The organism is Cupriavidus sp. R6-3 (assembly GCF_059772245.1).
In genome coordinates this window covers 124,890-136,241 of record NZ_JCBAJO010000001.1, presented here as the reverse complement: position 1 = coordinate 136,241, position 11,352 = coordinate 124,890, and the positions used below count along the sequence as shown (strand labels likewise).

Genomic DNA, 11,352 nt, shown 5'->3' with positions numbered 1-11,352 from the left:
CGTCGAGGCGGATGTGGCGGCCCTGGCCAATCGCCTGCTGTGCCGGACGGCACCGCTGCGGCTGCGCGTGGCCGGCGCCGACTGGTTGCTGCATTTCGAGCCGCATGAGAGCCCCGCGGCGGGCGGCTTGCCCTCGTCCAGCGGCGGGGGTAACGCCCATGCAAACCCCAACCCCAAGGTCAGTGCCAACGGCGGGCTCAACGCAAGCGCCAACGCCTACGCCTTCACGCTCGGCGAGACGCGCGGACAGTTGCTGTTCGATGTGCCGAGCGAACGCCGCCTGCTCGGCGTGGAGGGTGCGGCGGAGACGCTGCCGGCCCTGCTGCGTCAAGCCTTGATGGCCGATGCCCTGGCCCCCGTCGCCGACCTGGTGGCGGCCACGGCCCGGCAGCCGTTCGCGTGGCACGGGGACGGCGGCGGCCTCCGCTCTGGCGCGCCGTGCTTTGGGCTGACGCTGCGGCGCATCGGGGATGGAGCCGGTGGCGCCGATGCGGGCAATGCAGGCAATGGCGGCAACGACCGCCATGTCGCGGCCGCCAGCGAGACGCTGCACGCCACCCTGCAACTGGACGAGCCCGAGCGCCTCGGCGCGCTACCGCTGCTGCAACGCGAGCCCGACGCCCCGCTACCGCCGTGGCTGGCGCAATTGCAGGTGCCGCTCGCCGTGCGCATCGGCACCACCGCCATCGCGATCGGCGAGATGCGCGACATCCGTCCGGGCGACATCGTCGGCATCGAACACTGGCAGACGCATGGCGGCGCGCTCGCGGTCCATTGCACGACCGGTGCCGCGGGCCTGGGCTGGCCCGCGCTGGCCGAGGGACGCCGCATCACGATTCAACGCCCGACCGGCGCCCCCGCCGCGCCGTCGGCTCACGGAGACAGCATGGAAGACCGCAACAACGGGCAGCGCGAGTTGCCCCATCCCGACGCCGCGCCGGCCGCGCTGGACCGGCTGGAAGAGCTGGAGGTGTCGCTGCGCTTCGAGGTCGGCGATGTCTCGCTGGCGCTGGCCGACCTTCGCGAGGTGCGGCCCGGCTATGTGTTCGAACTGCCCCAGCCGCTGAAACAGAGTGAGGTACGCATCGTCGCCGGCGGCCGCATCCTGGGCACCGGCACGCTGATCGCGGTGGGCAACCGGCTCGGCGTGCGCGTATCGAGCTTCGCCGCGGGCGACGCATGAGCGGCAATCTGTACAACCCGGTACTGATCCTCACCGTCATCCTGGCGTTCGGCATTGCGCCGTTCGTCGCGCTGATGGTGACGAGCTATACCAAGCTGGTGATCGTGTTCGGGCTGCTGCGCGCCGCGCTGGGGCTGCAGCAGGTGCCGCCCAATATGGTGCTCAACGGCATCGCGATCATCCTGACCGCGTACATCATGGCGCCGATCGGCGCCGATGCCTTCGACGCGATCGAGCGGCGCGCGCAGAGCAATGCGCCGTTCAACGTGGGGGATGTGGTCACCGTCTACGACTCGGTCAGCGGGCCGCTGAAGGAATTCCTGATCAAGCATACGGAGGAGCGCAACCGCACCTTCTTCGTGCAATCGGCCAAGCGGATCTGGCCCGAGGGCCGCGCCGACGATCTGCAGCCGGACGACATGATGGTGCTGATCCCGAGCTTCACGCTGTCGGAGCTGACGCGCGCGTTCCAGATCGGCTTCATCATCTATCTGGTCTTCGTCGTGGTCGACCTGATCGTGGCGGCGATCCTGCTGGCGTTGGGGATGTCGATGATCGCGCCAACGACGATCTCGGTGCCATTCAAGCTGCTGCTGTTCGTGATGCTGGAGGGGTGGACGCAGCTGATCCAGGGACTGGTGCTGTCGTACCGCTAGGGCGCTGCGGCTGCGGCATCGGCGGCGACCTCGCTCTCGGCCTCGGTCGGTCACCGCCGCCTCAGTCAATCACCGCCGCCTCAGTCGACCACCTCGGCCCCATCACCACCTCGGCCTCAGTCAATTCCCTCAGCCTCAGTCGATCACCTCGGCGCAGGCATCGGTCGGCAGCGCGGCGACATCGCCGATCACGGGCACGATCTTCAGGCCCGCGGAGGCGACCCGGCAGGGAGCGGCAAGCACACCGCAGCCGCCCAACGCAAAGACCGTTGCAAGGACCAGCGGCAACATCATCAGCAATCGTTACATCGGGCACGGCCTCGTCAGCGGGAACGCGCATTGTGCACGATTCCTTGCCTGCCGGCATCCTGGGCTAGCATATGGACTGGTACGCCATTCCGGATCCCTGATGACTGTTGCCGAAACGTCCCACCTGCACGCCCTGCAATCGCCCTTCCCCGTTCTGCTCGCCCGCTGCCGGCGCTGGTATGCCGGCGCGCTGACCGCCTTGCCGATGGTCCTGCTGGCCGCCCTGCTGGCAAGCTTCGCCACCGGCGCACTGGCCCAGCCCCTGTGGTTCGCCAATGGCAAGCCGACTCCCGCCGCGCAGCAGGCGGTGGCCGCGTTGGTCAATGCACCCGCCGACGGCCTCGATGCCGAGGACTACGATGCCAACATGCTGCGCGACGCCGTCGCCAAGGCCGCCAATGGGCCCGCGCTGGCGCCCGAGGCGGCCGATCGCCTCGATGGCGCCCTGACCGCGGCGATGCAGCGCTACCTGTCCGATCTGCACCGCGGCCGCGTCGACCCGCGCAAGGTCCATGCGAACTTCAATATCGCCGAGGAAAAGCCGTTCGACCCGAACAGCTATCTGCGCGCGGCGTTGGCGGCGAACCGCCTGCCGGCCGCGATCCGCGAAGCCGCGCCGACGTTCCCGCTGTATGGCACCTTGCGCGATGCGCTGGCCCGCTACCGCCAGCTCGCCACGCTGCCCCACTGGAAAACCCCGCTGCCCGCGCTGCCCGAAGGCAAGCTGACCGAGGGCAAGAGCTACGAGGGACTGGCCGCAATGGCCCAGCGCCTGACGGCGCTCGGCGATCTGCCGACGGGCACACCGGTTCCGGCGACCTATACCGGACCGCTGGTGGCCGCGGTCAAGGCGTTCCAGGGCCGCCACGGCCTCGAAGCGGACGGCGTGATCGGCCCGGCCACGCTGGCCCAGCTCAATACGCCGCCGTCGGCGCGCGTGCGGCAGATCGTGCTGACGATGGAGCGGCTGCGCTGGACCCCGCTGGCGGAGGGCTCGCGCATGATCGTCGTCAATATCCCCGAGTTCATGCTGCGCGCCTACGAGTTCCACGAGGGCAAGCTCGATATCCGGCTGGAAATGAAGGTGATCGTCGGCAAGGCGCTCGACACGCGCACGCCGCTGTTCAAGGAGGACATGCGCTATATCGAGTTCAGCCCGTACTGGAACGTGCCGCGCTCGATCGCGCAGAAGGAAATCATTCCGCGGCTTCAGCGCGATCCGGCCTATTTCAAGCGCCAGGGCTTCGAGTTCGTGGCCGGTAATGAGGTCATCAAGCAGCTGAACGCGGCCAATATGCAGGCCGTGCTGGACGGTCAGATGCGCATCCGCCAGCGGCCCGGGCCGCTGAACGCGCTCGGCGACATCAAGTTCGTGTTCCCGAACAACCAGGCCATCTATCTGCACCACACGCCGGCGCCGCAGCTGTTCAAGCGTGGCCGGCGCGACCTGAGCCATGGCTGCATCCGCGTCGAGGATCCGGTCGCGCTTGCCAAGTTCGTGCTCAAGGACATGCCGGAATGGACCGAGGAGCGGATCCGGCAGGCGATGGGCGCCGGCAAGGCCAGCACCGTCTCGCTGGTCAATCCCTTGCCGGTAACGTTGGCTTATGGCACGGCCATCGCAAGAGCCGATGGACGGGTATACTTCCTCGCTGACATTTACGGCCAGGATAAAGTGCTCGGCCAGGCGCTGCAGCAGCGCGCCGCGCGCCGAGCCTCGCATACGCCGGCCGTCAGGGCAACGCCGCCGGCCAACCGCGCGGCCAGCGCCCCACCCCCCTGACCTCCTGAGACAAGCAACATCGAGCCAAACGAGCTAGAACATCACATCATGACGTATTCACGTGATCCGGCACGGCGCCGCTTCCTGCAACGCACTGGCGGCCTGGCGCTGAGCGCCGGCCTGACGGCCCTGGCGCCCAAACTGGCGCTCGCCAATGTGCCGGGCGCCCGCGCGCTGGCCTTCGACCACACCCACACCGGCGAGCATCTGTCGCTGGTCTACGCGATGGGCGAACAGGTCCTGCCGCAGGCCCACCTGAAGCTCAATCGCTTCCTGCGCGACCACTATTCGGGCGACGTCGGCACGATTGATCCGGAGCTGTTCGGCGTGCTGTACCAGCTGCGCACGGTGCTGGGCAGCGACAACCCGTTCCAGGTCATCTCCGGCTATCGCAGCCCCAATACCAATTCGCGCCTGCGCAAGACGCGCGGCGGCGGCGTGGCGAAGCACAGCCTGCATATGGACGGCAAGGCGATCGACATCCGCCTGCCCGGCGTGGCGCTCGACGATCTGCGCGACGCGGCCGTGTCGCTGCAGGCCGGCGGCGTCGGCTTCTACCGCAGCGAGAACTTCATCCACATCGACACCGGCCGCGTGCGCCGCTGGGGTTGAACGTTACGCGGCCTTCAGCGCGGCGGTCCCGGCCCTGAAGGTGCGCTTCAGCGATCAAGACGCTGCGCCCCCGCCTTGGCGGGCGCAACGGATCTTGGCGCGGCGGTAGAATCCGCCGTCTCCGGGAACGGCGGGACCGAGCGACCTTCCGCCTCGATCCCGACTCCCAACATCCGATCGGCAATCCGATACGCCGTATTGACCGAGTCCGTCACGCCCAGGTGGCCGTGCCCGACTGCCAGCCACAGTCCGGGGTGGCCATCCGCCGGCCCGACGATGGGCACCGAGTCCGGCATGCAGGGCCGATGGCCCATCCAGCGGGCCGGCGCCGGATCGTCCAGCCTGTCGAAGGTCTCGCGCGCGATGCGCTCCAGCATCGCCGCGCGGCGCATGTCGGGCGGCCGCGACAGCCCGCCGATCTCCACCGTGCCGCCGACGCGCAGTCCCTCCTCCATCGGCGTGACGAAGACCTTGCGGTCCGCCAGCACCACCGTGCGCGTTACGGTGCGCGCGGCGTCGCGAAACTGCACGTGATAGCCGCGCTGGCTTTCCAGCGGAATTTCGAGCCCCAGCGGCGCCGTCAGCTTGCGCGACCACGCGCCCGCGGCCACCACGACCTCGTCGAAGCATTCGTCCTCGCGGCCATCCGCCTCCACCACGCACCAGCGCGGCCGGCCCGCGAAGTCCGCGCGCCGCAGCGCGCGAACCTCGGTCCTGCGCCACTGGCCGCCGCGTTGCTCGAACGCCCGCACGATGGCCTTCACATAGCGCCCCGGATTGACGATGGTCGCGTGATCCTGCAGAAAGACGCCGACCTGATAGCGCTTGCCGACATTGGGCTCCAGCGCCTCGATGCCGGCGCGATCCAGCGTCTCGAACTCGTAGCCGAATTCCTTGCGCATGCGCCAGGAGGTGGCGTCCTTCTGCAGCGCCCCAGCATCGGGATACAGATGCAGATGGCCGCGCTGCATCAGCAGCTCGGGCGCGCCGATCTCCTGCGTCAGCTGCCGATGCCGCTGCACCGCGTTGACGTGGATGGCATGCAGCCGCTCGGCCGCTTGCTCGACGCGACGCGGCGACGCCGACGCGATAAAACGCAGCAGCCAGGGCAAGGCCCGCGGCAAATACGACAACGGCAGATACAGCGGACTGCGTTCGTCCAGCAGCATCTTCGGCAACGAGGCGAGCACGCCCGACATCGCCAGCGGCGCGACCGAGCCCGGGCTGATCGCCCCGGAATTGCCGTAGCTGCAGGCTTGCCCCGGCTCGTCACGATCGATCAGCGTGACCTCGGCCCCGCGCTTCTGCAGTTCGTACGCGATCGCCGACCCGACGATGCCGGCTCCCACCACGGCAACGCGTGGCGGGCGGGACGGTGGGATCGGCGCGTTCTGATGTTCCATGGGAATCGGTGTATGGGTGGATGTCTTGACGGCTTCGAATGTAAGTGGCTCACTATCGCGGGCGCAATAGCGGATATCGGTATGCGATATGTGCGGCGAATCACCGCGGGAGAATGGGGAAATGGGGACGGCGAAGGCAGTGCGGGGATCGAACGCCCGGATCGCGGCGGCGAACGGCGGTGGCAGGCATCGCGATCAGCGCAGCAATGAGCTAGGCGATGAGCGCGGCAACGACAGCCGCTCCGCCAATCCGCTCTTTATCGCCTCGATCGGCAAGGCCTTCGAAGTGCTCGAGCGCCTGGCCGACATCGGTCGCCCGGTCGGCCTGACCGAGCTCTGCCAACACGCGTCGCTGAGCCGCAGCGCGTTGCAGCGCATCACCCATACGCTGACCGCGCTCGGCTACCTGCGCCAGGACCCGAAAACCCGGGCGTTTACGCTATCGGGCAAGGTGCTGCACCTGAGCCACGCGATGCTGTCCAGCGATTCGCTGCGCGACCGCGCCCTGCCCCATCTGGAAGACCTGAATCGCCGCACCGCCGAGACGGTCAACCTGATGGAGATGGAAGGCGACGAGATCGTCTATGTGGTGCGCTTTCCGGGCTTTCGTGCCGTCAGCGTCGATCTGCACGTCGGCTCCCGTCTGCCGATCCACTGCTCCGCCGCGGGGCGCGCGATCCTTGCCGAAATGGACATCGACGACGCGATGCGGCTGCTCGCACGCGTGCCGCGCCGTGCGATGACGCCGCATACGCGCACCGAGCTGTCCGACTTGCGCACGGCCCTGCAGACCGCGCGCAAGCGCGGCTATGCGTTGAACGATCAGGAGTCCTTCATCGGCGATATCTCGATCGCCAAGGCGATCCTGAACCGGCAGCGCGAGCCGATCGGCGCGGTGAACATCGCGGTGTCGACGTCGCGCTGGACGGTCGAGGAAACGCTGCGGCAATTGCTGCCGCAGTTGCTGGTCACGGCACGCGCGATCGAGCGGGACGTCAATGCGCGCTGAGGGCGTTGAGGGGCACTGCCGGCGCTGAGGGCGTTGCGGCCGCTGCCGCCGCCGCTGAGACGCTGAGACGCTGAGACGCTGAGACGCTGAGACGCTGAGACGCTGAGACGCTGAGACGCTGAGACGCTGAGGACGCTGACGGCACGGAGGCCACTGAGGGCACCGCGCGGGCCGAATGCCATCCACCCCGCTGTCAAAAAACTGTCATCAACGCTGCCTACCATCCCGACTGCGCTCCGAAGAGCGGTCCCACTCGATGCCCGGCCACCCGCCGGGCATCGTCGTTTGCAGCGTCGAACTTTCAGATTGCTTTCAACAACATGAAGCCAACACCGAATCCATCTCGCCGCACCCTCCTCAAATTCCTTGCCACCTCGCCGATGCTGCCGCTGGGCTCGGCCTCGGCCGCACTGCTGGCCGGCTGCGGCGGCGACGACGACGCGGACACCGCGCCGAACCCCGGCACGCCGACCGCCACCTTCACCACCGCCGAATTCATCGGCATGAGCGCCCCGACGCTGGCGGCGCCGGCGGCCATGGCCACCACCACGGTCGGCTCCGAGCTGAAGGTCTCGTTCAGCGACGGCAGCAGCCAGACCTACAAGCTCGCCTATCAGCCCTTCTTCATCACCGGCGATACGGTGCCCGACGGCAAGGGCGGCACCGTGGTGGCCGGCGGCTACTTCGACATCCACAACCAGCCGATCCTCGACCGCTCGGTGCCCGGCAGCGAGCGCCAGTTCTTCTCGGACTGCGTCGACGGCAGCTCGCTGCTGACGCTGGCCGATGCCAACGTGCCGGGCGTCAAGGGCAAACCCGTGTTCGCCGTCGTGCAATTCGAATACACCACGCGCGACCAGGCCGGCGCCTCCACCTACGGCATGCTGCCCTCGCCGATCGCGATCCTGACGCTGGATCAGGACCCGGCCACCGGCAAGCTGACGCTGGTCAAGTACCACAACGTCGATACGTCGTCCGCGCGCGGGCTGTGGATCACCTGCGGCGCCAGCCTGTCGCCGTGGAACACGCACCTGTCGAGCGAGGAATACGAACCGGACGCCTTCACGATCGCGTCGAACACGCAGTTCCAGCGCTTCAGCACCTACACCTTCGGCGACCCGACCGCGGCCTCGCCGTACGACTACGGCCATCTGCCCGAGGTCACGGTCAACCCCGACGGCACCGGCTCCATCGTCAAGCACTACTGCCTGGGCCGGATCTCGCATGAGCTGGTCTGCGTCGCGCCCGACGAGCGCACCGTGCTGATGGGCGACGACGCCACCAATGGCGGCGCCTTCATGTTCATCGCCGACCGCGCGCGCGACCTGTCGTCCGGCACGCTATACGTCGGCAAGTGGAATCAAACGTCGGGCACCGGCCCGGGCTCGGCCACGCTGAGCTGGATTCCGCTGGGCCACGCCACCAGCGACGAAATCCGCGCGCTGGTGCGCGGCGGCATCCAGGCCACCGACATCTTCGACGTCAAGACCACCGATCCGGCCGATGCCGGCTATACCCGCATCCCGTTCAACGGCGGCTTCCAGTGGGTCAAGCTGATGCCCGGCATGGAAAAGGCCGCGGCCTTCCTCGAGACGCACCGCTACGCGGCGCTCAAGGGCGGCAGCCTGGGCTTCACCAAGTGGGAAGGCACGACGATCAATGCGCGCGACAAGATTGCCTATATCGCGATGTCCCGCATCGAATCGTCGATGCTGAACGGCTCGGGCGGCGTCAAGGTCGAAGGCCCCTATTCGGGCGCGGTCTACGCGCAGAACCTGCGCGGCGGCCAGGCCGATACCACCGGCGCGCCGATCAACTCGGAATGGGTGCCGGTCGATATGGCCGCCGTCCCCGAACTGATCGCCGAGGACTTTGGCGGCGGCAAGCTCAAGCAGCAGGACGCGCTGGGCAATTTCGCCAACCCGGACAAGATCGCGACGCCGGACAACCTGAAGTTCTCGGAGAAGCTGCGCACGCTGTTTATCGGCGAGGACAGCAATACCCACGTCAACAACTTCCTGTGGGCTTACAACGTCGATACGAAGAAGCTGTCGCGCGTGTTGTCGACGCCGGCCGGCGCGGAATCGACCGGCTTGCATGCGGTCGACGAGATCAACGGATGGACGTACGTCATGAGTTCGTTCCAGCATCCGGGGGATTGGGAATCGCCGTTGCATGACATCGTCAAGCCGACGCTGGATCCGCTGGTTCGGGCCAATTACAAGGATCGGTTTGGGGCGGCAGTGGGATACATCACGGGCGATGCCACTTCGGTGAAGTTGGCGAAGGGATAAGCCTCAGACGCGTCAAAAGAAGCCCGGGCGAGAGAAATCGCCCGGTTTTTTTTATTGACGTCCGGGTCTCACGCCGACCGCGAAGCGGATGTTGAAAGGAAAGACGACTAGACTGTCGCCCTCGGCTGCATCCCGCATGCCGTGCCCCCCGAGGGGGCCGGCCCTTTCACCTATCCCTCAATGACTGACAAGACCCGACAAATCGCCATTGCCCTGATCCTATTGGCGGTCATCGCCATGCTGTGGCTGGTGGGCAACGAGCAGAACAATGCCAGCGACACCGCCTCCTCTTCCGTTGCGGAGGCGTCGCAGGTTCCATCAGCCAGCGCGGCGGGCGGCATTTACCGCGGCGGCACACTCGAACCGTTCAGCATCGACCCAGCGCGATCCGCCGATCGCCTGCAGGTATACCAGGCGGCCGCGATCCTGCAAGACTATCGCGAAGATCGCGACAGCGCCGATCAACGTTATCGCGGGGCGTACTTCATCGTCGAGGGCGTGGCCAGCGGAATTCGACGCGAGGGCGATACGCGGGTCTATCTCGATATCCGCACCACCGACCCGGATCAGCCGGTACGCGCGAACCTGCTGGAACAGCAGAACTGCGGCGCCGCTCGGCCGGTCTGCGAAGTGGAAGCGCGCGCCACGATGGTCCGGCGCGGACAGAAGGTCGCGGTCGAGTGCACCGGTGCGGGCATCGTGGGTACCACGCCGGTGCTCGACGGCTGTCTGCTGCGGGGCGGCGCCAATTGAGCTGAAGAGATCCGGGGCCGGCCGCCTTCCCGAACGCCTTCCTGCTGGGCCCTCCCCCAGTTTCATCCTGCTGTCATTTGCGCCGCGCACAATCGCCCCTGTTCGGCCACCGATGCCGATCGCATGACCGCGCCGGCTTTTTTGCGGCGCACCGCACCACCGGTTGTCCTTGACACCGGTTTTTTTGTGGCTTGAATGAAAACGTTTTCATTTCTCCACACCTCGCCCCGATTCCAGCCGAATGCCTCGTAAACCCGCACCCCTCGCCACGTCGTCCGCGTCGCCCACGCCCTCCAATGGCGCGACGCTGATGAACGTTGCGCAGGCGGCGAGCGTGTCGCTGGCCACGGCGTCGCGCGTGTTCAGCAATCCGGAACTGGTCCGCCAGGACACCGCGGAGCGCGTGTTGCGGGCGGCGGGCGAACTCGGCTTCCGCCCCAACCTGTTGGGTGCCAAGCTGCGGGCACAGCGCACGCGCATCGTCGGCGTCATGCTGCCGACGCTGGAAAATGCGGTATTTGCCGAATGCTGGCGCGGCATCGAGGAGGCAGCGCTCGCGCAAGGCTATTCGCTGATGCTGGTGACCAGCCGCTACGACCCCGCGCGCGAACGCGAGCGGATCGAATATCTGCTGCGCCATCGGGTCGACGGCATGGTGCTGACGGTGGCCGATGCAGCCCGCAGCGCGGTGCTGGACCAGCTCGATGCGGAGCGCGTGCCGTATGTGCTCGCGTACAACCAGGGGACGCGCCGCGGCAAACACTACTGGGTATCGGTGGACAACCGCGTCAGCGCACGCGCCGGCGTGGAGACGCTGATCGCCGCCGGGCATCGGCGCATCGCGGTGGTATCGGGCGCCTTCGCCGCATCGGACCGCGCCAAGCAACGCTATGCGGGTTATCAGGACGCGATGCGCGCGCATGGCCTGGAACCGCTGCCACCACTGTCGCTGCCGGCCCACACGCCCACGCACACGCCGGAGGAGGCCGAGCACATTCGGCGCCTCGTCACCGCGCCGCGCGCACCCACGGCGCTGTTTTGCACCAACGACATGCTGGCGATCGGCGTGATGTCCATTCTGAAGCGCCTGGGACTGTCCGTGCCCGGCGATATTTCCGTGCTCGGCTACGACGGCATCGAACTCGGCCAACTGCTGGAGCCGCCGCTGTCCACGGTCGTGCAGCCCAACAACGAGATCGGTGCCCGGGCGCTGGCTTGCCTGCTGGCACGGCTGAACGCCGCCGGCGCCGACGCCGCGCCGGACCGTGGCCCGCCACGCGCAACGCTGCTGCCGCACGCGATACGTGCGGGCGCCACCGTCGGACCACCCGCCTAGCGCCCGCCGCAGCC

Annotated in this window: 10 protein-coding genes; 8 read left to right on the top strand and 2 right to left on the bottom strand. The window is 67.6% G+C overall.

Going from position 1 to position 11,352, the window contains the following annotated elements:
* Together sctQ and sctR are read left to right on the top strand one after the other, a co-directional pair.
* The coding region (gene sctQ, locus AC6EI8_RS00610; protein ID WP_498380991.1) for a type III secretion system cytoplasmic ring protein SctQ at positions 1-1,183 on the top strand (1,183 nt) is incomplete at its 5' end.
* Positions 1,180-1,839 (top strand): type III secretion system export apparatus subunit SctR, encoded by a 660-nt coding sequence (sctR, locus tag AC6EI8_RS00605; RefSeq protein ID WP_006576043.1) that lies wholly within the window; start codon positions 1,180-1,182, stop codon positions 1,837-1,839. The genes sctQ and sctR, both read left to right, overlap by 4 nt.
* Positions 1,840-1,974: 135 nt before the next feature.
* On the opposite strand, the gene AC6EI8_RS00600 is transcribed toward sctR, so the two are convergent.
* A complete protein-coding gene (locus AC6EI8_RS00600; protein ID WP_265635469.1) occupies positions 1,975-2,133 on the bottom strand; it encodes a DUF6726 family protein in 159 nt (52 codons plus the stop codon).
* A 220-nt stretch (positions 2,134-2,353) separates the two neighbouring features.
* Here AC6EI8_RS00600 and AC6EI8_RS00595 point away from each other — a divergent pair, with 220 nt between their 5' ends.
* Both AC6EI8_RS00595 and mepK read left to right on the top strand, forming a co-directional pair.
* Positions 2,354-3,931: a L,D-transpeptidase family protein gene (locus AC6EI8_RS00595; RefSeq protein WP_498380996.1), complete on the top strand. Its 1,578-nt coding sequence runs from the start codon at positions 2,354-2,356 to the stop codon at positions 3,929-3,931.
* A 48-nt stretch (positions 3,932-3,979) separates the two neighbouring features.
* The gene (gene mepK, locus AC6EI8_RS00590) at positions 3,980-4,543 is read left to right on the top strand and encodes a peptidoglycan L,D-endopeptidase MepK (RefSeq protein WP_150083548.1); all 564 of its coding nucleotides are present in this window, start codon (positions 3,980-3,982) and stop codon (positions 4,541-4,543) included.
* Positions 4,544-4,590: 47 nt separating this feature from the next.
* On the opposite strand, the gene AC6EI8_RS00585 is transcribed toward mepK, so the two are convergent.
* Positions 4,591-5,946, bottom strand: coding sequence for an NAD(P)/FAD-dependent oxidoreductase (locus AC6EI8_RS00585; protein ID WP_498380990.1), 1,356 nt, complete (start codon positions 5,944-5,946; stop codon positions 4,591-4,593).
* 139 nt (positions 5,947-6,085) lie between these two features.
* Here AC6EI8_RS00585 and AC6EI8_RS00580 point away from each other — a divergent pair, with 139 nt between their 5' ends.
* The 4 genes from AC6EI8_RS00580 to AC6EI8_RS00565 all read left to right on the top strand — a co-directional run bounded on the left by AC6EI8_RS00580 (position 6,086) and on the right by AC6EI8_RS00565 (position 11,338).
* Positions 6,086-6,955, top strand: coding sequence for an IclR family transcriptional regulator (locus AC6EI8_RS00580; RefSeq protein WP_498380989.1), 870 nt, complete (start codon positions 6,086-6,088; stop codon positions 6,953-6,955).
* Between the two features lie 320 nt (positions 6,956-7,275).
* Positions 7,276-9,249, top strand: coding sequence for a PhoX family protein (locus AC6EI8_RS00575; protein WP_498380988.1), 1,974 nt, complete (start codon positions 7,276-7,278; stop codon positions 9,247-9,249).
* Positions 9,250-9,429: 180 nt separating this feature from the next.
* The gene (locus AC6EI8_RS00570) at positions 9,430-10,002 is read left to right on the top strand and encodes an OB-fold protein (RefSeq protein ID WP_226105514.1); all 573 of its coding nucleotides are present in this window, start codon (positions 9,430-9,432) and stop codon (positions 10,000-10,002) included.
* Between the two features lie 310 nt (positions 10,003-10,312).
* Complete coding sequence (locus tag AC6EI8_RS00565; RefSeq protein WP_498380986.1) at positions 10,313-11,338, top strand: LacI family DNA-binding transcriptional regulator; 1,026 nt, start codon at positions 10,313-10,315, stop codon at positions 11,336-11,338.
* Positions 11,339-11,352: the final 14 nt, after the last annotated feature.

Excerpts from the sequence above, each read along its gene's own strand:
- AC6EI8_RS00570 (WP_226105514.1), top strand. The coding sequence starts at position 9,430 with ATGACTGACAAGACCCGACAAATCGCCATTGCCCTGATCCTATTGGCG.
- AC6EI8_RS00595 (WP_498380996.1), top strand. The coding sequence starts at position 2,354 with ATGGTCCTGCTGGCCGCCCTGCTGGCAAGCTTCGCCACCGGCGCACTG.
- AC6EI8_RS00565 (WP_498380986.1), top strand. The coding sequence starts at position 10,313 with ATGAACGTTGCGCAGGCGGCGAGCGTGTCGCTGGCCACGGCGTCGCGC.
- sctR (WP_006576043.1), top strand. The coding sequence starts at position 1,180 with ATGAGCGGCAATCTGTACAACCCGGTACTGATCCTCACCGTCATCCTG.
- AC6EI8_RS00585 (WP_498380990.1), bottom strand. The coding sequence starts at position 5,946 with ATGGAACATCAGAACGCGCCGATCCCACCGTCCCGCCCGCCACGCGTT.
- mepK (WP_150083548.1), top strand. The coding sequence starts at position 3,980 with ATGACGTATTCACGTGATCCGGCACGGCGCCGCTTCCTGCAACGCACT.
- AC6EI8_RS00575 (WP_498380988.1), top strand. The coding sequence starts at position 7,276 with ATGAAGCCAACACCGAATCCATCTCGCCGCACCCTCCTCAAATTCCTT.
- AC6EI8_RS00600 (WP_265635469.1), bottom strand. The coding sequence starts at position 2,133 with ATGATGTTGCCGCTGGTCCTTGCAACGGTCTTTGCGTTGGGCGGCTGC.